We start from the raw sequence: 22,721 nt of genomic DNA, 5'->3' as shown, positions 1-22,721 counted from the left end.
GTGGGACGGCTCGCCCGGGGTAAAACCAGTGGCGGGCAGCCCCTATTCTGGACGGGTGAACTGGACCGTCGACGTCCCCGTAGATGATCTTCCCGAGCTGCCGCCGCTCCCGCCGGAGCTGCGTGCCCGACTGGACGACGCGCTGGCCCGGCCCGCCGTGCAGCAGCCGCAGTGGCCGGACCCGGACCAGGCCGTCAAAGTCCGGAAGGTGCTGGAGAGCGTCCCCCCGGTGACCGTTCCGTCCGAGGTGGACCAGCTGCGCCAGCACCTCGCCGCGGTCGCGCGCGGTGAGGCGTTTCTGCTCCAGGGGGGTGACTGCGCGGAGACCTTCGCGGACAACACCGAGCCGCACATCCGCGGCAACATCCGCACACTGCTGCAGATGGCGGTGGTGCTGACCTACGGCGCAAGCATGCCGGTGGTCAAGGTCGGGCGGATCGCCGGGCAGTACGCCAAGCCGCGGTCCAGCAACACCGACGCCCTGGGCCTGCCGTCCTATCGTGGCGACATGATCAACTCGCTGGTGGCCACCGAGGAAGCGCGCCGCCACGACCCGTCGCGGTTGATCCGTGCCTACGCCAACGCCAGCGCTGCGATGAACCTGTCCCGCGCGTTGACCAGCGCCGGGATGGCCGCGCTGACCAAGGTGCACGACTGGAACAAGGACTTCGTGCTGAACTCGCCGGCGGGCGAGCGGTACGAGTCGGTGGCCGCCGAGATCGACCGCGGCCTGCGGTTCATGGCGGCCTGCGGCGTCGACGACTCCAGCCTGCACTCGGTGCAGTTCTACGCCAGCCACGAGGCGCTGGTGCTCGACTACGAGCGGGCCATGCTGCGCCTGGACACCAGCAGTGACGTACCGCGGTTGTACGACCTGTCCGGTCACTTCCTGTGGGTGGGTGAGCGAACCCGCCAGCTCGACGGCGCGCACATCGCCTTCGCCGAGCTGATCTCCAACCCGATCGGCATCAAGATCGGCCCGGGCACCACGCCCGAGCAGGCCGTGGAATACGTCGAGCGGCTGGACCCGAACAACGAGCCGGGGCGGCTGACGCTGATCAGCCGGATGGGCAACGGCAAGGTGCGGGACGTGCTGCCGCCGATCGTGGAGAAGGTCACCGCCTCCGGGCACCAGGTGATCTGGCAGTGCGACCCGATGCACGGCAACACCCACGAGTCCAGCACCGGATACAAGACCCGGCACTTCGACCGGATCGTCGACGAGGTGCAGGGCTTCTTCGAGGTGCACCACCGGCTCGGCACCCACCCGGGCGGCATCCACATCGAGCTGACCGGCGAGGACGTCACCGAGTGCCTCGGCGGCGCCCAGGAGATCTCCGACACCGACCTCGCGGGCCGCTACGAGACGGCCTGCGACCCGCGCCTGAACACCCAGCAGTCGCTGGAGCTGGCGTTCCTGGTCGCGGAGATGCTCCGCGGCTGACGACCGCGGGCGGGCACCGCCGGCGCGGTGCCCGCACCGTCACGTCCGGCCGACGCGCGCTCGACGGTCAGCTTCGTCGCTGCCCGCTCCGGTAGCCCGCTCAGCGCAGCCCCGTGCGGGTGGTGACCCGCACCCGGAGGTCGGCGTGTCCGCGGTCAGGGCTGTACTTCGCGCGGCGTGGCGTGAGTGCGTGACAGCCGGCCCAGGTGCTGGCTGAGGCCCAGCGGGTCGAAGCGCAGCAGCGAGAGCGCACCCAGCAGCGCCGCGCCGATGCTCACCGCCACGAACGGCCAGTTGTACATGGCCTGCTCGCCGTCGGGAGAGTAGGCCAGCACCAGCGCGATGGACACGCCGACCACGTACGACAGTGCCCGCGGCGTCCACGGCAGGGCGCAGGCGAGGGCGAGGCCCCAGCTCAGGTACCACGGCAGCAGCACCGGCGAGAGCAACGCCCCGCAGCACAACACGATCGCGGCCCGCCGCACCGCCTCGACACCTCCGCTGCGGGCCTGCCACCAGTTCCAGGCGACGATGAAGACCAGCAGCACCGACCCCAGCGTGCGCGTGGTGCCCACGAACGGCCAGATGTTGGTCTCGCCGAACAGCGACACCAGGCTGTGCACGGCCTGCCCGACGGCCGTCGGCGCGGACAGGTAGTTGACGATCATGCCCGGTGCCGACAGCGCGGACAGCCAGCCGAACCCGACCTTGGCCAGCGCGGTGCACGACCCGAAGACGACCGCGAACACGCCCAGCGCCGGAATTACGGCGCGGGAGAACCGCTGCCACAGCGGACCGGTCAGCCGGGACGCCCAGATCCACACCAGAAACGGCAGCGCCAGCCCGGCGGTCGCCTTGATCGCCATCGCCGCCGACGCCAACGCGATCCCGGCGGCGTGCCGCCCGTCAAGTACCAGCAGCGTGCCGACCGAGAGCAGCCCGATCATCAGCATGTCGTTGTGCGGACCGCCGACCAGGTGCACCACCGTCATCGGGCTGGCCGCGACCAGCCACAGCGCCACCGGCAGCCGCCCGCCCAGGTGCCGGACCAGGCCCGGCAGCGCGCAGACCAGCATCACCAGGCCGCCGAGCAGCACCAGCCGCATCGCGATGACGCTGGCGATGATGTCGTGCCCGGCCAGCAGGATGACACCCTTGGCGACCCCGATGAACAGCGGCCCGTACGGGGCCGGTGTGGTCTGCCAGGTCGGGTGCACGTTCTCCGGGATCGGGCCGGTCAGCGCGGACGGGCCCACGCCGTAGGGGTCCAGCCCGTTCACGGCCAGCAGGCCCTGCCCGAGGTAGCTGTAGACGTCGCGGGTGAACAGCGGTGGCGCGATGAGCATCGGGCCGAGCCAGGCGGCGGTCGCCAGCAGCACGCCGCGGGAGCCGACCAGGTGGGCCAGCACGCCGCGGCCGAGCCGCACCCACGCCCACACCAGCAGGGCGAACCCGACGTAGACCACGGTGACGGCGACGTCGCGTCCGTGCCCGTAGCGAAGCACCGACAGCGGGCCGGAGCCGAGGATGGGGTCGTGGACGAGCGTGCCGCCGGCGCCGAAAGAGCCGACCAGCAGCAGCACCGACCCGATGGCGCCGAGCGCGACGGTGCGCCAGGGCAGCGGACGACCGTGCTGCCGTCCGCCGAGGCTGGGCTGGTCGGCGGCAGCACGGCTGGTCCGTTCGGGCCAGTCGGGCGCCGACTCGGTCGACACACTCGGGGGCATGGTTCTTCCAATATTTCCACAACCCACCGTCGATGCCCCTGTGACCAGGAAAGACCGCCCGTGTCGGGGCCCGCGCTACGACGATCCGGTGATCATGGGGTCGGGGGTAGCCGCTGGTAGACCCCGGCCGGACGAAAACGTTACAACCTGATGACGAGATCAGGATCACACATGTAGATCACTCGACCAGGTGTTCCCTTCCGCTGCGTGGAAGGGTCAGAACGCCGTGACGTGGATGGTCGACCCCGGCTCCACCTGGCTGCCCGCCAGCGGGTACTGACCGAAGATGACCATGTTGGGGCGCTGGAAGAACGCGTTCACGTTCAACGTCAGCCCCAGCGCGGCGAGCTGCTGTCGAGCCTGCTCCACCGAGACACCGGTGAGGTCGGGCACCTGCACGGCGTTGGACAGCACCACGCCGACCCGCGGCCGACCCACCAACCGAACCTCGCTGCCGATGGCGGGGTCGGTGCTGATCACGTGGTCACCGGCGATACCCGAATCGAACTGGCGGCCCGCCTCGTACGGCTCGAACCCGGCGTTGCGCAGCGTCATGAACGCCTCGTCGCGGCTCATCCCGCGCACGTTCGGGATATGCACCGGCGGGGCGCCCTTGCTGACGATCAGCGTCACCTCGGAGCTGATGTCCAGCGGTGTGCCCGGCGCCGGATCGGTGCTGATCACCCGGCCTTCCGGGACGGTGCTGTGGTACTGGTCGCGGGACTCGTCGAGCTTGGGTTTCAGCTTGGCGTTGCGCAGGGCGCTCTCCGCCTCGGCGACCGTGGTCCCCGCGGCGATCGCCGGGACCCTCGGCTTGCCCAGCGATACCACGAGCGTGACGCTGCCGCCGCTGCGCATCCGGGATCCCTCCTTGGGGGAGGAGCTGATGACCACGCCCTCGGCGACGGTGTTGTGGTGTTCCCGGGTGATGGTGGCGCTCAGTCCGGCCTCCTCCAGCGCCCGCTGCGCGGCGGCCTCCGGCTGGCCGACGACCCGGGGCACCTGGACGGTGCTGCCCAGCCCCAGCCAGAACGCGCTGCCGCCGACCAGCGCGGCCAGCACCAGCACCACGGCCGTCCACAGCGCCACGTTCCGTCGACCCCGACTGCGCTCCGCCAGCGGTCGCTGCCGCGCGGCCGGAACGGCGGCCATCTCGTGGGTGTGGTCTTCGTCGTCGTCGAGGTTCGGGCGCAGCATCGCGCGGGTGCGCTGCGGCGGTCTGGGCGCCGCGTCGCGCACCACCGGGATCTGTTCGGTCGGCGGATCACCGGCGGACGCCATCTGCTGGGTGCGCTCCGCCGCGGCCGGGACCAGCGAGATGCCCAGGTCGGTGCGTACCTGCCGCAGCTCGGCGAGGAAGGCGTCGGCGTTCTCGGGGCGCTGCGCCGGGTCGCGCCGGGTCGCGCGCACCACGAGCTCGTCGATCGGCGCGGGCAGGTCCGGGACCTGCTCGCGCGGCGGCGGCACGTCGTCGTTGACGTGCTGGTAGGCCACCGACAACGCGGTATCGCCGACGTGCGGCGGCTGGCCGGTCAGCATCTCGTACAGCACGATGCCCGCGGCATAGACGTCCGTGCGGGCGTCAGCCGCCCCGGTGGTGACCTGTTCCGGCGACAGGTAGGCCACGGTGCCCAGGATGATGCTGCCGCTGGTGGTCCCGGCCGACGCGGCCGCGCGGACCAGGCCGAAGTCGGCGACCTTGACCGAGCCGTCGGTGCCGATGAGGACGTTCTCCGGCTTGACGTCGCGGTGCACCATGCCCGCCCGGTGCGCGGCGGCCAGCGCGGACAGCACCGGCTCCATCACGCTCAGCGCCAGCGGCAGCGGCAGGCGGCCGCCCCGGTCGATGATCACGTCGCGCAGCGTGCAGCCCTCCACCAGCTGCATCACCAGGAACACGAGGTCGCCGTCGGGAGAGCGGTCCACGCCCTGGTCGTAGACGGCCACGACGTCGGGGTGGTGCAGCTTGGCGGCGGCGCGCGCCTCGAGCTCGAAGCGGTTCACAAAGGACCGGTCGCCGGAGTACTGCGCGTCCATCACCTTGATGGCCACCGGCCGGTCCAGCCGGGTGTCCAGCCCGCGGTACACCGTGGACATGCCGCCTCGGGCGATCAGCGAATCGACCCGGTACCGGCGTTCGAGCAGTGCCCCGACGAGGCTCGCGCCGCGTCCGGAGCGTGTCTCAGAAGTCATGTTCCGCCAACCGCCGGGTAACCTTTCCGCCCCGATTGTGGCAGGTGGCCGGAGCCACGTGGGGCGGGCCTGGCACGCCGGGAGCGAGACGGATCACGTTCTTGATCGTAAGGGGTGTGCGCCGGGCGGCCCGGGTTCGCCCGCGGTGACCAGGCGGCGCCGCCGAGGGCCTGAAAAGAATCCGTGCGGTGCGCGGCACCGCGGTCGGTGATGTGGCAAGGTGTGCAGCGTGAGTGCGATCCCTGCTGCTCCGGATGTGCTCGCTCCCGAAGTGGAGGTCCTCCCGCTGCCCGATGTCGCCGAGCGGCTCGGACAGCCCGTGACCCGGGTGCATCAACTGATCCGTGATGGTCATCTGCTCGCCCTGCGCCGCGGTGGCGTGCTCGGCGTGCCCACCGCGTTCCTCGCCGACAGGGCTGTCGTGAAGGGGCTGGGGGGCACCATCACCCTCCTCCGGGATGCCGGCTACCAGGACGACGAGATCCTGCGGTGGCTGTTCACCCCGGACGACTCGCTGCCCGGCACGCCGGTCGACGCCCTGCGCGGTAACCGCGGGCGGGAGGTGAAGAGAAGGGCCCAGGCCATGGGCTTCTAGCTCGTCCCACCCCGCCTCCGGGGTGGTGCGTCAGCGGGCCGGCCGCCCACCGGTGATGCGCTGGGCCGCCAGCTTGCCCGAGAGCAGGACCGGCGGGACTCCGACGCCCGGCGTGGTGCCGGAGCCGGCCAACACCGCGTTCTGCAGGCCGCGCACCAGGTTCCGGGGGCGGAACGGGCCGGTCTGGGCGAAGGTGTGCGCGGCGGAGAACGGTGTTCCGGCCGCGTGTCCCTGCGCCGCCCAGTCGACCGGCGTGACCAGCTCGTGGGTCTCGACCGCGGCGCCGAACCCGGTGAACCCGCGCCGCTCCAGTACGTCCACCAGTTCGTCCAGGTAGGCCGGGCCGACCCGCTCCCAGTCGATCGGCCCGGTCTGCAGGTTCGGGCATGGTGCGAGCACGTAGTGCAGCTCGCGGCCGGTCGGTGCCAGCGTCGGATCGCTGGCGGTGGGCCGGGTGACCAGCAGTGACGGGTCGGTCATCAGCCTGCCGTCGCGGATGATCTCGGTGAACGTGGGCTCCCACGCGGCGCCGAAGGAGATCGTGTGGTGGGTTTCGGTCCAGCGCCGCGTCGTGCCCGCGTGCAGCACCACGGCCGACGGCGACCACCGCAGCCGCCGTCGCGGCCGGTGCCCCAGCAGCCGCTGGACGACGGGCAGGTCGGGCGTGAGCACCACGGCATCGGCGGCGATACGCTCGCCGCCTGCGGTGCGCACCGCGGTGATCCGGTCGGCACGGCGTTCGAGGCCCACGACCTCGGTGCGGTACCGGAACTCGACACCCGCGTCCGCTGCCGCGGCGGCAAGGGCTTTCGGCACCGCGTGCATGCCGCCGCGCGGGAACCACACGCCGTTGACGGTGTCCATGTAGGAGATGACCGCGTAGAGCGCCAGCGCGCGCCGCGGGTCGAGCCCCGCGTAGAGGGCCTGGAAGGAGAACACGCGGCGCAGCCGCTCGTCGCGCAGGAACCGGCCGATGGCCGGGCCGAGTCGGCCGAAGCCGCCCAGCGCGGCGAGCCGGGCCAGCTCCGGGGAAACCAGGTCCAGCGGCGAGTCGAAGTTCGCGTCGATGAACCGGTGCATCTCCGCCCGGTACACCGCGGTCAACCAGCGCCGCAACCCCCGGTACCCGGTGGCTTCCGCCGGCCCGGCGAACCGCCGCACCTCCTGTTCCATGGCGGCGGCGTCGGTGTGCACGTCCAGCACCGACCCGTCGGCGAACCGGGCCTGGTAGGCCGGGTGTAGCGGCAGCAGGTCCAGGCGTTCGGCCAGCGAGTCACCGACCGCGTGCAGGGCCTCGTCGACCAGCTCCGGCATGGTCAGCACGGTGGGGCCGGTGTCGATGCGGTACCCGGCCAGTTCGCGGACGCCCGCGCGCCCGCCTGGCACGGCGGCACGCTCGACCACGATTACCTGCCGTCCCGCGCCGGCCAGGTGCAGGGCGGCGGCCAGTCCGGCGAGCCCGGCGCCCACGACCACCACGCGGTCGGTGCGGCCGACGACGGTCCGCATCAGCGCGTGCGGTCGGTGACCGCGATGGCCAGTTCCGCCAGCCGCGTCGCGGCGGGTTCGGCCAGCCCCGCGGCGTGCAGCGCCAGCATGGCCGAGCCGGTCAGCTCGGTGATCCGCTGCTCCACGGCGGCCACCGCACCCAGTTCGATGAGCACGCCACGCGCCTGCTCGACCCGCTCCTCGTCGAGTTCCGGATCGCCCAGCACCCCGCGCAGCAGGTCCAGCGCCGCCTGGTCGCCCCGCTCGCGGGCGGCGGCCACGGCCTCGGCGACCAGCACCGTCCGCTTGCCCTCGCGCAGGTCGTCGCCGGCGGGTTTGCCGGTCACCGCCGGGTCGCCGAACACGCCGAGCAGGTCGTCGCGCAGCTGGAAGGCGACCCCGATGTCGGACCCGAAGCGGCGCAGCGCCTGCAACGCCTCCTGGCCGGCCTCGGCGACCTCCGCACCCAGCTCCAGCGGGCGCTGCACCGTGTAGGAGGCGGATTTCAGCTGACAGATCCGCAACGCGGCCTGCGGGGTCTCGTCGGCCCGGTACTGGCCGACCACGTCCAGGTACTGGCCGGCGAGCACCTCGGTGCGCATGGCGCGCCACGGGCGCAGCGCCCGGGCCAGCGCGCGGGGCTCGATCCCGGCGGTGTGGAACATGTCGTCGGCCCAGGACAGCGCCAGGTCGCCCAGCAGGACCGCGGCGGCCATGCCGAACTGGGCCGCGTCGCCGGCGAACCCGGACTCCTGGTGCACCTGCTCGAACCTGCGGTGCACGGTCGGCTTGCCGCGCCGGGTGTCGGAGTCGTCGATCAGGTCGTCATGCACCAGCGCGCACGCCTGCAGCAGCTCGAGCGCACTGGCCGCGCGCAGCATCGCCGTCGCCGCCGGACCGTCGGGGACGCCACCGGCGGCGCGCCAGCCCCACCAGGCGAAGGTGGGCCGGATCCGCTTTCCGCCGCCGAGCACGAACCCGGCCAGCTCCGCCACGGCGGCCGCGAACGCCGGATTCAGGTCGGCGGCCTCGGCGCGGCGGTCCTGCAGGAACTCGCTCAGCGTCTGCTGTACCTGGCCTGGCAGGTCGCGCTCCACGACGACGTCCTTGTCGGTTGCTCGCACGGCGACGGGGTGAATCGGTGGCACACCTCCATCCTCCGTGATGCCGTCGGATTGCGACTGGCGGGGCCACCGGGCGGCCTCCCAGCCTCTGGGAAGACTCCGGAGCGTAGCCGCCGAATCCCTATGCTGGGTGCCATGACTGCGGTGGTGGACCGGCTGAACGCCGAGCGCACGAGGTTCTCGGTGGAGTTCTTCCCGCCGCGCGGCGACGAGGAGGAGCGCATCCTCTGGCGGGCCGTGCGGGAGCTGGAACCACTGGACCCTGCGTTCGTCTCGGTCACCTACGGCGCGGGCGGGTCCAGCCGCGACCGCACCATTCGCACCACCGGCCGGATCGCGCAGGAGACCACGCTGACGCCGATGGCGCACCTGACCGCGGTGGATCACTCGGTCGCGGAGCTGCGCAACGTCATCGGCTGGTACGCGGCCTGCGGCGTGCACAACGTGCTCGCGGTGCGCGGCGACCCGCCGGGCGACCCCAACGGCGAGTGGATCCGCCACCCCGAGGGCCTGACCTACGCCGAGGAACTGGTGCGGCTGATCCGGGAGCTCGGCGACTTCTGCGTGGGCGTGGCGGCGTTCCCGCACGGCCACCCGCGCTCCCCGGACCTGGAGACCGACGTGGAGTTCCTGGTGCGCAAGATCCGCGCGGGCGCCGGGTTCGCCATCGCCCAGCTGTTCCTGGATCCGGAGCACTTCCTGCGGTTGCGCGACCGGATGGCGGCGCGGGGCTGCGACGTCCCGCTGCTGCCCGGCGTCATGCCGATCACCACCCCGCGGGTGCTGGCCAAGTTCGGCGAGCTCGCCGGGGTGCCGGTGCCGCCCGAGGTGACCAACCGGCTGATGCCGCTGGCCGACGACCCGGCGGGCTTCCGCGCGGCCGGGGTGGATCTGATCACCGGCCTGTGCGCGCGCCTGATCGACGAGGGCGTGCCGGCGCTGCACTTCTACACGCTCAACCGTTCCAAAGCGACCCGCCAGGTGGTGGCCAACCTCGGTCTGTGAGCGTCACACGAGCTCGTCGGCCCGGCTGCGCAGATGCGCGCGCAGCGCCAGCAGGGCCACCAGCAGCGCCGACGCCAGCACGAGGCCGCCCAGGAGCAGGGCCCAGCCGATCCAGTCGCTGGCCGCGGCATCCGCGAACTGGTAGGTCGCCGACAGCTCGGTGACCTCGCCGGGCTGCAGTACCCAGGACACCGTCCCGGCGCTCTCCTGACCGTTGGTGTTGGTGATCTCGCCGGGGGCGCTGATCTTGATCTCGACACCGGAGTCGGTGTTGGCCAGCGGCGTCAGGTCGGCGTCGCCGTCGAAGGTCACGAGCGAACCGGACCGGGACAGATGCACCTGGTAGCGGGAGTCCGACGGGCTCATCGCCTCCGCCAGCTGCCCGACCTCCGGGAAGGTCAGGTCGTGGAACGACAGGTGGGAGCCCACCCGGTCCGCGTTCTGGTACGGGGTGACCCGCACCCGGTCGGCCAGCTGCTCCGGCGGGCGCAGCCGGAACGGGACCTGCCCGTCGGCCGTCTGGGTGGACACCAGGACCTCGCCGGAGACCAGGTCCTCCCCGGAGATGTTCAGCGACGCGTTGACGTGCAGGCAGCCGCTGAGCAGCGTGCCGAGCACGCTGAACAGCACCATCAGCAGGGCGGCGCGGCGGCGCGGTGTCTGTCCCTCCACCCCGGCGATCTTCCCACCTCGAGGCCCCTTTCGCCGATCGCGATGCCTCCATCGCCGTAGTCCGGGCGCGATAGCGTGGCGCCCATGGGAGTTGACCACAACGGAGTGCACGAGATCAGCGACCGGTTCGTCGACGAGCTGGTCGCGCTCGACCCGGTCGCCGCCACCTACCTGGGGGTGCCCGGTCACGACCACGAGCTGACCGACTACTCGCCGGACGGGTACCAGGCGCGCGCCGAGCTGGCCCGCCGCAGCCTGGCGGCGGTGCGGGCCGCAGAGCCGCGTGACGACTCGGAGCGGATCGCGCAGGCGGTGTTCGCCGAACGCGTCGGGCTGGACCTGGAGCTGCACGAGGTTGGTGCCGACATGGCGTCGCTGAACGTCATCGCCAGCCCGGTGCAGGAGCTTCGCCAGGTCTTCGACCTGATGCCGATCGAGACCCCGGAGCACTGGCGCACCCTAGCGCGCCGTCTGGCGGCGGTGCCGGAGTCGGTGCGCAGCCTGCGCGCCGGCCTGTTGGCGGCGGCCGCGGGCGGCAACGTCTCGGCGGCCCGGCAGGTCCGCAAGGTCGCCGAGCAGTGCGACACCTGGTCGGGTCGCGGCGGGCAGTCGTCGTTCTTCGCGTCGCTGGTCGCCCGTGCCGAGGGCGTCGACGACTCGCTGCGCAGCGAACTCGACACGGCGGCCGAGGCGGCGGCCGCCGCCTACGCCGGGCTGGCCGACTTCCTGCGTGGCGAGCTGCTGCCGAAGGCCCCGGCGAAGGACGCCGTGGGAGAGGAGCGGTACCGGCTGTGGTCGCGGTACTTCACCGGCGCGCGGCTGGACCTGCGCGAGGCATACGAGTGGGGCTGGGCGGAGTTCACCAGCATCGAGGCCGAGATGAAGCAGATCGCGAACCGGATCAGGCCCGGTGCCTCGCTGGCCGAGGCCGCCGAGGCGCTGGACGCCGACCCGCGCTACCAGGTGCACGGCCAGGACGCGTTCCAGGAGTGGATGCAGCAGCTGTCCGACCAGGCGTTGCAGGACCTACGCGGCACGCACTTCGAGATCCCCGACCCGCTGATGCGGTTGGAGTGCCGGATCGCCCCGCCCGGCGGCGGTGTCGGGGCGTACTACACCGGCCCGACCGACGACTTCTCCCGGCCTGGCCGGATGTGGTGGTCGGTGCCCGCGGACAGGGAGGACTTCCCGACCTGGCGTGAAGTCTCCACCGTCTACCACGAGGGAGTGCCGGGCCACCACCTGCAGGTGGCGACCGCGGTGCACGAGGCCGAACGGTTGAACAAGTTCCAGCGCCTGGCCTGCTTCGTGTCCGGCCACGGCGAGGGCTGGGCGCTCTACGCCGAGCGCCTGATGCGCGAGCTGGGCTACCTGGAGGATGACGGCAACCTGCTGGGCATGCTCAACGACCAGCTGTTCCGCGCCGCGCGCGTGGTGGTGGACATCGGTATGCACCTGGAGCTGGAGATCCCGGCCGGAACCGGTTTCCACGAGGGCGAGCGCTGGACGCCGGAGCTGGGCCTGGAGTTCATGCTGACCCGCACGGTGACCGACCCGGCGCAGGTCCGCGACGAGATCGACCGCTACCTGGGCTGGCCGGGGCAGGCCCCCTCGTACAAGCTCGGCGAGCGCCTGTGGCGGGCGGCGCGGGACGAGGCCCGGCAACGCCACGGCGCGGCCTTCGACGTGAAGGACTTCCACACGAAGGCCCTGAAGATGGGCGGGATGGGGCTGGACACGCTCCGCGAGCAGCTGGCCCTGCTGTGACGCGCCGGGCGGGGTTCCGCCAGGGGCGGCGCCCCGCCCGGACCGCTCAGCCGCCGTGGGCGGCGGTGATGTCGAGCGCCTGCTCCACCTCGTCGGTGAAAGCGGTTGCCTCAGTGGGTCCGGTGGCTCGGCGGCTGCGGGGGGTCCAGGGGGAGTGGGCGGCCGAGGACGGCGAACGGGCGCGGATCGCCGGCGAAGCGGTAGTTGCGCAGCACGTCGGTGAAGCCGACCCGGCGGTACAGGCGCCACGCCCGCGTGGGGCCCTCCGGGGTCGACAGCAGGACCTTGGCGCCCGGAGCGCCCGCCAGCAGGCGGCGCAGTATCTCCTCGCCGAGCCCGCCGCCCTGGCTGGCCGGGTGCACGTGCAGCTCGGTCAGTTCGAAGTAGTCGTCGAGCCAGTCCCCGGTGTTCCCGACGGTCCGCAGCAGGCCGCGCTGGACCTGTTCGTGCCACCACTGGCCGGGAGCGCCGAGGTAGCCGTAGCCGATGCCGATCAGCTCGTCCTGGTCGCTGAACGCGCCGATGCACCGCCAGCCCGCGCGCAGCATGTGCGCCGACCACATCGGGGCGCGCTGCTGGGCGGTGGAGGGCGGGTATCCCATCGCGGTCACGTAGACCTGGAGGGCCTCGGCGAGTCGTGCCCGGAGCTGGTCGCTGGTCAGCTCGGTGATCCGGTCACAACGGGGAGATGGTGCGGCGGTCACGGCCGAACACTAACCCGTTCGCGGCGCGTGGTCCCTCTCGCGGCCGAAGCCGGCGTTGCGACCGGGCGTCACGGGTGGCTCATTGACCCTTTCGGGTGTCCATCTTCGCAGGTCATGGCTCGAACAGGTGAGCTACGGCGGAATGCTTGAGTCGATCGGCGCAGGACGCTAATCTGAAAATGTTCGAACGGAGGTTCGATGAACTCCAGTTCGAACGTCGCGGCGGCGGGGTGTGGGGAAGCACCTCGCCACCGGGCCGCAGGCGTGGACGGCTTCGTCGTGCAGAGGAGAACGCCGATGTCTCATTCCACCGAGCTCTCGATCCCGGCTCCGCGGGCCGCTGCGGAGGATCACGGACCGATCCCCTCCGCGGCGGCGCCGGCCGGTGCGGTGTCGTTGCTGCTCCACGCCCGGACGTGCCTGAACGAGGCGGAGAACGCCGACCGGCCAGGCGAGCGCTTCGTCGCCGCGCACATCGCCGCCCTGCGTGCCGCGACCGCGGTCGTGGTGGCGCGGTCCTGGGAGCGCGAGGACAGGCGGCCGGCCAGCGTGTGGACGTTGGTGACCGGCGCGGCCCCCGAGTTACGCCGGTGGGCGGCCTACTTCGCCGCGCACTCCGACCGGCGCGCCGCAGCGGAGGCCGGGATACCGACGATCACCTGGACCGACGCCGACGAACTTCTGGCGCGCAGCCGGGAGTTCTTCGACATCGTCGGCCGAAGCCTGCTGGGGGTGGTGCGATGAACGGCACGGAGGTGTCGCTGGACTACGGCCGGATGCTGGACCTGCTTGGCATCGAGGCGCAGTTGCTCACCGCCGCGACGCACGACGCCCACGCCGATGCCCCGGTGTGGAGCGCGTCCGGTCGCACGCTCGGCGAGAGCGTGCGGCACCTGGGCGACCTGTGTGAGGACACGCTCGCCTGGTTCGGCGTGGCGGCACCGCGCTGGGAACTGCCGGAGCGCTTCGAGCTGCGCGAGGCGACCAGCCGCTTCGCGGTCCGGCTGGCCGACCTGCTCGCCGAGTTCGGGGCGCGACCGCCGCACGACCGGTGCCCGACGTGGTGGCCGGAGGACCACACCGTGCGGTTCTGGTTACGCCGGATGCTGCACGCGACGACGGTGCACCGAGTCGACGTGCAGACAGGGGCCGGGGTGTCGCCGACGCCGATCGATCCGGATGTGGCCATCGACGGCATCGACGAGGTGCTCCGGGTGTGGTTCGGGCACCGGCTGCCCGCACTGGGCATCACCGCGACGCGCCAGTGCTCGGTCGGCGTGCACGCGGGCGACCGGAACTGGCTGGTCACCGCCGACCCGTCCGGCGCCGCCGTGCTGAGCTCGCCGGACGTGGCGACCGCGACCCCCGACGCGGTGGTCGGCGGTGACGCACCGGCGGTCTACCTGTGGATGTGGGGCCGGTTGCCGAACCGGGCGGTGGAGACCAGCGGCGATCCCGATGCGATCGCTCAGCTGTGGGGCCTGCTGCAGCTGGCGACCCGCTGAGGGCGCGGGAAATTCGGTTGCGCATCGCCTCCGGGAGGGCACAACGTGGGCGGGTGCTGATCCGACGAGAAGCTCCCGCCGACCTTGGCGCCATCCGCGCGGTGCACACCGCCGCGTTCGCCACCTCCGAGCACCCGGACCGGGTTCCGGTGGAGGTGGGGCTGGTCGACGCGCTGCGCGACGGTGATGCGTGGCTGCCCGAGCTGTCCCTGGTCGCGGAGGTGAACGGAGCGGTCGCGGGGCACGTGGTGTGCACCCGCGCCCACGTCGGCACCACACCGGTGCTGGCGCTCGGCCCGATCGGGGTGCTGCCCGAGGTGCAGCGTGAGGGCATTGGTGCGGCCTTGATGCACGCCGTGCTCGGCGGCGCGGACGCCCTCGGCGAGCCGCTGGTGGGGTTGCTCGGTCACCTCGACTACTACCCGAGGTTCGGCTTCGAACCCGCCTTCCGGTACGGCGTCACACCACCGGTCCCGGAATGGGCATCGCACTTCCAGGTCCGCACCCTGGCGACCTACCAACCGTCGATCCGCGGCGAGTTCGCCTACGCCAAACCCTTCATGGAGCTGTGAGGCAAGGCGGGTCCTGCTCAGGCGCGCAGGCGCAAACCCTTCGGGGTGGCGCGGAATCCGGCTTCGGTGAGCACCGAGGCAAGGCGGGAACCCCACGCGCCTTCGCCGTCGGCACGTTCCACCGCGAGCTGGTCCAGCCAGCCGTCCCGGACCACTCGGGCCAGCCCGGCGGCCGCCGTACGCAGGGCCGTCTCGTCGTCGGTGAACGACAGCAGCGACTTGCCGCCCCGTTCGACGTAGAACACCGCCGCGCCGTCCACCAGCACCACCAGCGCACCGGCCTTGCGACCCGGCCGGTGCCGGGTGTCGCCCATCACCGCGGGCCATTCCAGCGCCGCGCCGTATGGCTGGGCCGGGTCCGCGGCGGCCAGCACCACGGCCTCACCGCCGGTGTCGTCGCGGTCGGCGCGGGACAGCGCGCGCAGCCGGTCGATGGCGCCCGGTACCGCGAACTGCGCGGCACCGAGCCCTTCGACGACGTAGCCGCGGCGGCAGCGCCCGGACTCCTCCATCGCGCGAAGCACCTTGTACACCGCGGAGAACCCGCCGGTGACCCGCTCGATGTCCAGGGCACCGCGGGTCAGCACGCCGTGGCGCTCCAGGAAAGCCTCGGCGCGGGCGTGCGCCCGCCGGGTCGGGTCCACCGACGGCTGTGGTGCCAGCGACCAGCGGCCGGAAACCGTCGGCGGGCCGGTGCGGCTGGGCATCGACGGGCGTCCCGCGCGCAACCGCGCGTAGCGGCCGCGGGGCGCGCGGCGCCGTGGTTTGTGCGCGGCACCGCGCCCCGACACGAGAGCACGCAGCGGTGCCAGGGTGTCGTTGGTGACGGTGCCCGCCCACACCAGGTCCCACAGCGCGGCGGTGACCGCGTCGTCGGCGGGTGCCGCTTCACCCCGCTCCAGCAGGAGAGCACCGGCCCGGTCGGCCAGCTGCCGGAAGAACAACGCCCCACCGTCCAATGCGGACACAATGGCGCGGTGCAGCGGAGAATCGGTGCCGATGTCCTCCGGCAGGTCCGGCAGCAGCAGGTCGGCGACGTCGGTCGGAGCCAGCGCGATCCAGCCGTCCCCACCGGGCAGCGATCCGGAACCGACCCACGTGACCTCGCCGGTGGCGGTCAACTCGTCGAGCAGCGCGGGGGAGTAGCCAGGCAGCCGGGCGGGCAGCACCAGCGACTCCAGCCCGCTCGCCGGGATCGGCGCCCCCGCGAGCTGTTCGACGACCGCGTAGACGTCGTCCACTGTGGGCGCGGTGCGCAACCGGGTGCCGATGCCGTGCCACGCGGGCAAAAACCTCCCCAGCGCGGCGGGTTCCACCGGTTCGACCTCGGCGCGCAGCCGGGCCAGCGAGGCGCGCCGCAACCGGCGCAGCACCTCCGCGTCGCAGTACTCCAGCGCACCGCCGCCGCCGGCTTCCCACGGCCGCAGCTCGCCCCGCACCAACCGCCCGGTGCCGGTGAGCCGGTCCAGCACCCCGTGCACCACCGCGACCCCCAGACCGAAGCGCCGCGCAGCGGCTTCCGCGGTGAACGGGCCGCGGCACCGTGCGTAGCGGATCAGCAGCTCGCCCAGCGGGTCGGCGACCGGCTCGGTGAACACCTCGGGGACGCCGACCGGCAGGGCCACGCCGACCGCGTCGCGGACCTTGCCCGCGTCCTCGATCGGGATCCAGCGCTCCTCGCCTCCGATGCGCACCCGCAGCACGCGCCGCTGCCTGGCGAGGTCGGCCAACCACTCCGGACGCACGCCGCGTGCCTCGGCCTCCGCGGTCGTGAGGTCGCCGAGGAAGCGCAGGACGTCCATCGCGGACTCGACGTCCCGGGCCTGCCGGTCCGGCGCCAGCCGCTGCAACTGCTGCTCGATCTCGGCGACCGCGGCCGGATCCAGCAGCTCGCGCAACGCCTCCGAACCGAGCAGCTCCGCCAAAAGCGTCGAGTCCAGGCTCAACGCGGCCGACCGCCGCTCCGCCAGCGGCGCGTCGGTCTCGTACAGGAACATCCCGATGTAGCCGAACAGCAGGCTGCGGGCGAACGGCGACGGCGTCGGCGTCTCGACCTCCACGACCCGCACCTGGCGCGCGGCGACCTGCGACATCAGCTCGGTCAGCCCCGGCAGATCGTAGACATCCTGCAGGCACTCCCGCATCGCCTCCAGCACGATCGGGAACTGCTCGTACTGCGCCGCCACCGCCAGCAGCTGCGCGGACCGCTGCCGCTGCTGCCACAGCGGGGTGCGGCGGCGCGGGTCGCGGCGCGGCAGCAGCAGCGCCCGCGCCGCGCACTCCCGGAAGCGGGCCGCGAACAGCGCCGAACCACCGACCTCGTCGGTCACCACCTGCTGCACCTCGTCCGGCGGCAGCAGCACGTCCTCGGCGGTGGGCAGCACCTCCGCGCCGGACTCGTCGAGCGCGTCGGCCAGCCGCAGCACGATCCCGTCGTCGGAGGACGCCACCTGCGGTTCGACCCCGCGGCGTTCCCGGATGCGGGCCCCGATGGCCAGTGCCCACGGCCCGTTGACCTTCGCGCCGAACGGCGAGTGCACCACCATGCGCCAGTCGCCGAGCTCGTCGCGGAACCGCTCCACCACGATGGTCCGGTCGTCCGGGACGTGCCGGGTGGCCCGGCGCTGCTCGTCCAAATAGGACAGGAGGTTGTCCTGGGCCCACTCGTCCAGCCCGGCGGCGGCGATGCGCTCCCGCGCCGCCGCGCTGTCCGCGCTGGTCAGCTCGCGGACGAAGGCACCCAGCGCGCGGCCCAGCTCCAGCGGCCGCCCCGGCGAGTCGCCCTTCCAGAACGGCATCCGGGCCGGTTCGCCGGGAGCGGGCACCACCACGACACGGTCGTGGGTGATGTCCTCGACCCGCCACGCGGAGGTGCCGAGCAGGAACGTGTCGCCGACCCGCGACTCGTAGACCATCTCCTCGTCGAGCTCGCCGACCCGCACGCCGCCGCGGCCCGCGGCGTCGTCGCCCGGTGTGGTCACCACGAACAGGCCCCGGTCGGGGATCGTGCCGCCGGAGGTGACCGCGAGCCGCTGCGCCCCCGGCCGGGCCCGCAGTTCGTCGTTCACCCGGTCCCAGATGATGCGGGCGCGCAGCTCGCCGAACTCCTCGCTGGGGTAGCGGCCCGCCAGCATGTCCAGCACCGCGTGCAGCGCCGAATCGGGCAGACCCGCGTACGGCGCCGCCCGGCGCACCAGCGCCGCCAGCCGCGGCACGGACCAGTCGTCCATCGCGACCATCGACACCACGTGCTGCGCCAGCACGTCCAGCGGGTTGCGCGGGAACGAGATCGACTCGATCAGCCCGTCGGCCATCCGCTCCGACACCACCGCGCAACCGACGAGGTCGCCGCGGAACTTCGGGAACACCACGCCGCGCGACACCGCGCCCACCTGGTGGCCGCCGCGGCCGATGCGCTGCAACCCGGACGCCACGCTGGGCGGTGTCTCCACCTGCACCACGAGGTCCACGGCGCCCATGTCGATGCCCAGCTCCAGCGACGAGGTGGCCACGACGCACGCCAGCCGCCCCGACTTGAGCTCCTCCTCGACCACGGCCCGCTGCTCCTTGGACATCGAGCCGTGGTGCGCCTTGGCGACGATCGGCGGTGCGCCGGTGCTGATGCCGGATCCGCCGACCGCCTCGGCCGGGAACCGGGTCATCGGCGCGGGTTCCTCGGCGGCCAGCTCGTTGATGCCGGCGGTGAGCCGCTCGGCCAGCCGCCGCGAATTGGTGAACACGATGGTGGAGCGGTGCTGGCGGATCAGCTCCAGGATCCGCTGCTGCACCGAAGGCCAGATCGACGTGTGCCGCTCCGCGCCCGCCGCGGGCCCCTCGACCTCGCCGGTCGACGCGCCCAGCTCGGCCATGTCGGGCACCGGCACCTCGACCCGGACCTCGACCTCCTTGCGGTGTGCGGGCTGGATGGTGCGCACCGGGCGGCCACCGGCCAGGAACGTGCGCACCTCCTCGACCGGCCGGACGGTGGCCGACAGGCCGATGCGCTGCGCGGGCTCCGGCAGGAGTTCGTCGAGGCGTTCCAACGACAGCGCCAGGTGCGCGCCGCGCTTGGTGCCCGCGACCGCGTGCACCTCGTCGACGATCACCGTCTCCACCCCACGCAGCGACTCCCGCGCCGCCGAGGTCAGCAGCAGGAACAGCGACTCCGGGGTGGTGACCAGCACGTCCGGCGGGGTGCGGGTGAACGACCGGCGCTCGTCGGCCGGGGTGTCCCCGGTGCGGATGCCGACCTGGATGTCGGGCGGTGCGCTGCCGCGCCGCTGCGCGGCCTGCCGGATCCCGGCCAGCGGGGCGCGCAGGTTGCGCTCCACGTCCACCGTCAGCGCCTTCAGCGGCGACACGTAGAGCACGCGGCACCGTCGCTTCGGGTCCGCCGGGACGCCTTCCGCGGCCAGCTTGTCCAGCGCCGACAGGAAGGCCGCCAGCGTCTTGCCGGAGCCGGTCGGGGCCACGACCAGGGCGTGCTCGCCGGCCGCGATCGCCTCCCACGCCCCGCGCTGCGCCTCGGTGGGCGCGGCGAAGGCCCCGCGGAACCAGTCGCGGGTCGCGGGGGAGAAGCGATCCAGCACGTCACTCACCCCTCCATGCTGACCCACCACCCTGACACCGGGGACCGCGACCGTCCACACGGGCCGTCCGCCGTGCCGCCGGATGAATGCGGGGGATCTCGGCGAATCGTTCACCCGGACGTGGCAGCATTCGAACCCGGAACTTCGGGCACGGGAGGGGGACGGGTGCGCGTCCTGTCAGTGGATCTCGGCACCTCGAACACCGTTGCGGTGCTGGCCGCGCACGGCCGGCCACCGCGGGTGATCGAGGTGGACGGGTCGGCGACCATGCCGTCGGCGGTGTTCGCCGCGGAGGACGGCGCGATCATCGTCGGCCGCGACGCGGAACGCCGGGCCAGGCTCGACCCGTCGCGGTTCGAGCCGAACCCGAAGCGCCGCGTCGACGAGGGCACGCTGCTGCTGGGCGACAACATCATCACCGTCACCGACGCGCTCGCCGCGGTCCTGCACCGGGTGGCGGAGGAGACCACCCGGCAGCTCGGCGGTTCCCTGCCCGACGAGGTCCGGCTGACCCACCCCGCGCAGTGGGGCACGGTCCGGCGCAACGTGCTGCTCTCGGCGGCCCGCCTGGCCGGATTCACCTGCAAACTCGTGCTGGTGCCCGAACCGGTGGCCGCCGCCGCGCACTTCGCGTCGTTCCCCGACCGCACCCTGAACCCGGGGCAGGCCCTGGCGGTCTACGACCTGGGCGCGGGCACCTTCGACTGCGCCATCGTGGGCGCCACCCAGAGCGGTTTCGCGGTGCTGGCCGAGGACGGCCTGGCGGACCTGGGCGGGCTGGACGTGGACCAGGCGCTGCTGGAGCACGTCGGTCGCCAGGTCTCGAACAAGGACCCGCAGCGCTGGCAGCGCCTGCTGCGCCCGGAGTCCACCGCCGACCGGCGGGCGCAGCGCGCGCTGCGCGAGGACGTCAAGGCCGCCAAGGAAGCCCTCTCCCGGCACCCGCAGACCGAGGTGCCGATGCCCGAGCCATTTGAGGACGTGCTGGTCACCCGCGCCGAGCTGGAGGCGCTGGTGCGCCCGAGCATGCTGCGCAGCGTCGAGCTGCTGGCCTCGGTGCTGCGCTCCAACGGCATGGCTCCCGAGAACCTGGCCGGCGTGTATCTGGTCGGCGGTTCCAGCCGGTTACCGCTGGTGGCGAGCCTGATCAGCGAGCAGCTGCGGATCGTGCCGACCACGCTGGACCAGCCGGAGACCGCGGTGGCGCTCGGCGCGCACCACGTGTCCCGCGACGGTGCCGCGGTGTGGACCCAGGACCTGCGGACGCCGTCCGGTCCGGTCGCCGACCTGCCGCAGGCGGGCCCGCCCACCGGCTACCAGGAGCCCGACACGGTGCGCACCTATCCGGTCGCGCCGCCGCAGCCCTTCCCACGGCCGACCCCGCAGCCCGCTCCGGCGGCCAAGCCCGACTCACACCGCAACCTGCTGATCGTGTTGGGCGCGGTGGCCGCCATCGCGGTGATCGTCGCGGTCGTGGCCATCGTCGTGCGCGCCCCCAGCGGGGGCGGGGCGCCCAGCGCGGCGGAGTGCCAGCAGGTCGGGACCAAGGACAGCAAGGGCTTCACCCCGTGCCTGCGCCACCTCGCCGGGACGGTACCGGAGCACGCCAACTGCACGCCCGGCTGGCAACGCATCATGCCGGGAGTGCGGGCGCTCAGCGGTACCGTGGTGTCCTGCTCGATCGGCAACCCCAACGAGGGCACCCAGATCGTCTACACCCAGCTGGCCTCGCAGGAGGAGGCCGCGCAGCGGGCCGACCTGCTGCTGACGTTCAACGGGGTGACCAGCGACATGGTCGAGGCCGAGTGGAGCGGCAACGGTCTGTCCGGCACGTACCGGGCGGTCACCAGCGACACCTTCGGCACCCTGGTGTTCACCGTCGACGATCGCCCGCTGGTCGGCATGGTTCTCAAGCCCAACGAGAACCGCCAGCTGAACCCGGACAAGATGGCCGACGAGTTCGAGCGCAGCATCCAGCCGGGCACCTGATCACTTGCGGTTGCGGTGCTCCCAGAGGAACCGGACGGCGAGCACCACGACCACCAGCAGCGTCGCGGCGATCACCGCCTGGCCCAGCGGGGTGGACAGCCCCGTCGGATCGCCCTGCGCCAGCATCAGCACACCACCAGAGTAGGGCCGGGGGCGCCGCGTAGGCTGGCGGCGATGCGCCACACAACTTTCCGTCAACGCATGGCCGAGGAGTTCGGGCGGGTCCGAGCCGAGATGCTCGCCCAGGACCACGTGTTGTCGTCGCTCGGCGGACGCACCGTCGACCAGGCCCTGGAGGCGGGGATGTCCACCAAGGAGGTCTGGCAGGCCGTCTGCGAGGCGTTCGAGATTCCGCTGGAGCGCCGCTAGCCGTTCTCGGTGCGCTCCTCGCGGCCCTCCCGGCGCGGCGGGACCTCGAAGTCCGCCCACAGGTTCTGCGCGCTGATCTGCTGCTCTGCAGTGCGGTGCAGCTCGCGGTAGTGCTGGTAGGCGCGGCGCCGTTCCTCCTGCATCTGCCGCCAGGTCTCGGCCCGGACCAGCCGTTCCTGCTCCGGGGTGGGGTGGCCCTCGGCGACCGCGTGCTCGGCCTCGCAGAGCGGCTCGATCTCGGCGAGGCGCCGCTGGTCGGCCAGGATGTCCTCGTCGTTCTCCTCGGCCGGTGGCTCGTGGTGCCGGTAGCGCACGTACGGGTTGTCGGCGGGCAGCCCGCCGCTGACCCGTCCGTAGAACCCGAAGAACATCAGCACCAGGCCGGCGACCAGGCTGAACACCACGTTCTGCAGCTTGAACGCGAACACGTTCCACGGGGTGTTCAGCAGTCCCAGGTTGATCAGCCCGGACAGGAAGAACAGCACGCCGACCGCGGCGGTGGTGGAGGAGGAGACCGCGCCACCCCAGGCGGCGGCACCGATGAGGACCGCGCCGACGACCACGGAGACGACCGCGAGCAGTCCGTTGCTGGACAGGCCGAGGATGTCGATGCCGCTGGTGGTGAACAGCGGCACGCGGTTGGCCAGGCCCAGCGCGCCGAAGACGATCAGACACGCGCCGAAGATGGCGGCCGCAACCCGGTAGAACCGGCTCAGCGGGTGGTCCGGAGGCAGGTATCGGTCCATGCGCATGTCGGCACCTCCTCGGAACCGTGGTTCCCTCGTTCGAGTGTCGCGCCGTTCGTGCGGGTCGCACTGCTACACAGTCGGGTGATACCCCTGGCGTGTCGACATGATGATCGAACACCCGTTCGCTTAAGATGGTGGCGGTGGGATCGAGGTCGGTGGAGGTCAACCCCGCGACCGGATTGTCGGTCCCTGGCCGTAGCGTCGGACCTGACACGACGAAGTTCAACTT

18 protein-coding genes are annotated in these 22,721 nt (G+C 72.5%); 9 read left to right on the top strand and 9 right to left on the bottom strand.

The features are described 5' to 3' along the window. Positions 1-55 precede the first annotated feature (55 nt). The gene (locus IEY17_RS18995; RefSeq protein WP_188989636.1) at positions 56-1,444 is read left to right on the top strand and encodes a class II 3-deoxy-7-phosphoheptulonate synthase; all 1,389 of its coding nucleotides are present in this window, start codon (positions 56-58) and stop codon (positions 1,442-1,444) included. Between the two features lie 155 nt (positions 1,445-1,599). Here the strand turns inward: IEY17_RS18995 and mptB are convergent, their stop codons facing one another. Further along, positions 1,600-3,159 carry a polyprenol phosphomannose-dependent alpha 1,6 mannosyltransferase MptB gene (gene mptB / locus IEY17_RS18990; protein WP_229680304.1) on the bottom strand — a complete coding sequence of 520 codons (1,560 nt, stop codon included), beginning with the start codon at positions 3,157-3,159 and terminating at the stop codon, positions 1,600-1,602. 228 nt (positions 3,160-3,387) lie between these two features. Further along, positions 3,388-5,364 carry a Stk1 family PASTA domain-containing Ser/Thr kinase gene (gene pknB, locus IEY17_RS18985; protein ID WP_188989633.1) on the bottom strand — a complete coding sequence of 659 codons (1,977 nt, stop codon included), beginning with the start codon at positions 5,362-5,364 and terminating at the stop codon, positions 3,388-3,390. A gap of 229 nt (positions 5,365-5,593) precedes the next feature. Here pknB and IEY17_RS18980 point away from each other — a divergent pair, with 229 nt between their 5' ends. Next, on the top strand, positions 5,594-5,959 hold the full coding sequence (locus IEY17_RS18980) for an Rv2175c family DNA-binding protein (RefSeq protein WP_229680303.1): 366 nt from the start codon (positions 5,594-5,596) through the stop codon (positions 5,957-5,959). Between the two features lie 30 nt (positions 5,960-5,989). On the opposite strand, the gene crtI is transcribed toward IEY17_RS18980, so the two are convergent. Both crtI and IEY17_RS18970 read right to left on the bottom strand, forming a co-directional pair. After that, positions 5,990-7,468 carry a phytoene desaturase family protein gene (gene crtI / locus IEY17_RS18975; protein WP_188989632.1) on the bottom strand — a complete coding sequence of 493 codons (1,479 nt, stop codon included), beginning with the start codon at positions 7,466-7,468 and terminating at the stop codon, positions 5,990-5,992. Continuing rightward, the gene (locus IEY17_RS18970; protein WP_229680302.1) at positions 7,468-8,571 is read right to left on the bottom strand and encodes a polyprenyl synthetase family protein; all 1,104 of its coding nucleotides are present in this window, start codon (positions 8,569-8,571) and stop codon (positions 7,468-7,470) included. The genes crtI and IEY17_RS18970 overlap by 1 nt, the downstream gene beginning before the upstream one ends. Before the next feature lie 135 nt (positions 8,572-8,706). Between IEY17_RS18970 and IEY17_RS18965 the strand changes: the two genes are divergently transcribed. Next, positions 8,707-9,576 carry a methylenetetrahydrofolate reductase gene (locus IEY17_RS18965; RefSeq protein ID WP_188989630.1) on the top strand — a complete coding sequence of 290 codons (870 nt, stop codon included), beginning with the start codon at positions 8,707-8,709 and terminating at the stop codon, positions 9,574-9,576. Positions 9,577-9,579: 3 nt separating this feature from the next. Here the strand turns inward: IEY17_RS18965 and IEY17_RS18960 are convergent, their stop codons facing one another. Beyond that, a complete protein-coding gene (locus IEY17_RS18960; RefSeq protein ID WP_188989628.1) occupies positions 9,580-10,248 on the bottom strand; it encodes a DUF3153 domain-containing protein in 669 nt (222 codons plus the stop codon). 84 nt (positions 10,249-10,332) lie between these two features. Here IEY17_RS18960 and IEY17_RS18955 point away from each other — a divergent pair, with 84 nt between their 5' ends. Further along, positions 10,333-12,015 carry a DUF885 domain-containing protein gene (locus tag IEY17_RS18955; protein ID WP_188989626.1) on the top strand — a complete coding sequence of 561 codons (1,683 nt, stop codon included), beginning with the start codon at positions 10,333-10,335 and terminating at the stop codon, positions 12,013-12,015. A 110-nt stretch (positions 12,016-12,125) separates the two neighbouring features. Here IEY17_RS18955 and IEY17_RS18950 read toward each other — a convergent pair whose 3' ends face one another. Next, positions 12,126-12,719 carry a GNAT family N-acetyltransferase gene (locus tag IEY17_RS18950; RefSeq protein ID WP_188989624.1) on the bottom strand — a complete coding sequence of 198 codons (594 nt, stop codon included), beginning with the start codon at positions 12,717-12,719 and terminating at the stop codon, positions 12,126-12,128. 297 nt (positions 12,720-13,016) lie between these two features. Here IEY17_RS18950 and IEY17_RS18945 point away from each other — a divergent pair, with 297 nt between their 5' ends. The 3 genes from IEY17_RS18945 to IEY17_RS18935 are packed head-to-tail and all read left to right on the top strand — an operon-like array spanning position 13,017 to position 14,796. Further along, entirely contained in the window at positions 13,017-13,463 is a 447-nt protein-coding gene (locus IEY17_RS18945; protein WP_188989622.1) for an SAV_6107 family HEPN domain-containing protein, read from the top strand. Further along, on the top strand, positions 13,460-14,224 hold the full coding sequence (locus IEY17_RS18940) for a maleylpyruvate isomerase N-terminal domain-containing protein (protein WP_188989620.1): 765 nt from the start codon (positions 13,460-13,462) through the stop codon (positions 14,222-14,224). The genes IEY17_RS18945 and IEY17_RS18940 overlap by 4 nt, the downstream gene beginning before the upstream one ends. 53 nt (positions 14,225-14,277) lie before the next feature. Next, the gene (locus IEY17_RS18935; RefSeq protein ID WP_188989618.1) at positions 14,278-14,796 is read left to right on the top strand and encodes a GNAT family N-acetyltransferase; all 519 of its coding nucleotides are present in this window, start codon (positions 14,278-14,280) and stop codon (positions 14,794-14,796) included. 17 nt (positions 14,797-14,813) lie between these two features. Here IEY17_RS18935 and IEY17_RS18930 read toward each other — a convergent pair whose 3' ends face one another. Next, positions 14,814-19,394 (bottom strand): ATP-dependent helicase, encoded by a 4,581-nt coding sequence (locus IEY17_RS18930; protein ID WP_188989616.1) that lies wholly within the window; start codon positions 19,392-19,394, stop codon positions 14,814-14,816. Positions 19,395-19,550: 156 nt separating this feature from the next. Here IEY17_RS18930 and IEY17_RS18925 point away from each other — a divergent pair, with 156 nt between their 5' ends. Then, on the top strand, positions 19,551-21,374 hold the full coding sequence (locus IEY17_RS18925) for an Hsp70 family protein (RefSeq protein ID WP_188989614.1): 1,824 nt from the start codon (positions 19,551-19,553) through the stop codon (positions 21,372-21,374). Here the strand turns inward: IEY17_RS18925 and IEY17_RS25870 are convergent, their stop codons facing one another. After that, entirely contained in the window at positions 21,375-21,506 is a 132-nt protein-coding gene (locus IEY17_RS25870; RefSeq protein ID WP_268240372.1) for a hypothetical protein, read from the bottom strand. 42 nt (positions 21,507-21,548) lie between these two features. On the opposite strand from IEY17_RS25870, the gene IEY17_RS18920 reads away from it, so the two are divergent. Next, entirely contained in the window at positions 21,549-21,743 is a 195-nt protein-coding gene (locus tag IEY17_RS18920) for a DUF3046 domain-containing protein (protein WP_188989612.1), read from the top strand. On the opposite strand, the gene IEY17_RS18915 is transcribed toward IEY17_RS18920, so the two are convergent. Next, the gene (locus IEY17_RS18915; RefSeq protein ID WP_188989610.1) at positions 21,740-22,495 is read right to left on the bottom strand and encodes a DUF4383 domain-containing protein; all 756 of its coding nucleotides are present in this window, start codon (positions 22,493-22,495) and stop codon (positions 21,740-21,742) included. The two genes, IEY17_RS18920 and IEY17_RS18915, sit on opposite strands and share 4 nt — an antisense overlap. Between the last annotated feature and the right edge of the window lie 226 nt (positions 22,496-22,721).

The organism is Saccharopolyspora thermophila (assembly GCF_014646075.1).
Taxonomy (GTDB): domain Bacteria; phylum Actinomycetota; class Actinomycetes; order Mycobacteriales; family Pseudonocardiaceae; genus Saccharopolyspora; species Saccharopolyspora thermophila.
This window is presented reverse-complemented; position numbering and strand designations above follow the sequence as displayed.

Coding starts and splice junctions, on each gene's coding strand:
- pknB (WP_188989633.1), bottom strand. CDS start 5,364: ATGACTTCTGAGACACGCTCCGGACGCGGCGCGAGCCTCGTCGGGGCA.
- crtI (WP_188989632.1), bottom strand. CDS start 7,468: ATGCGGACCGTCGTCGGCCGCACCGACCGCGTGGTGGTCGTGGGCGCC.
- IEY17_RS18965 (WP_188989630.1), top strand. CDS start 8,707: ATGACTGCGGTGGTGGACCGGCTGAACGCCGAGCGCACGAGGTTCTCG.
- IEY17_RS18955 (WP_188989626.1), top strand. CDS start 10,333: ATGGGAGTTGACCACAACGGAGTGCACGAGATCAGCGACCGGTTCGTC.
- IEY17_RS18945 (WP_188989622.1), top strand. CDS start 13,017: ATGTCTCATTCCACCGAGCTCTCGATCCCGGCTCCGCGGGCCGCTGCG.
- IEY17_RS18940 (WP_188989620.1), top strand. CDS start 13,460: ATGAACGGCACGGAGGTGTCGCTGGACTACGGCCGGATGCTGGACCTG.
- IEY17_RS18920 (WP_188989612.1), top strand. CDS start 21,549: ATGCGCCACACAACTTTCCGTCAACGCATGGCCGAGGAGTTCGGGCGG.
- IEY17_RS18915 (WP_188989610.1), bottom strand. CDS start 22,495: ATGCGCATGGACCGATACCTGCCTCCGGACCACCCGCTGAGCCGGTTC.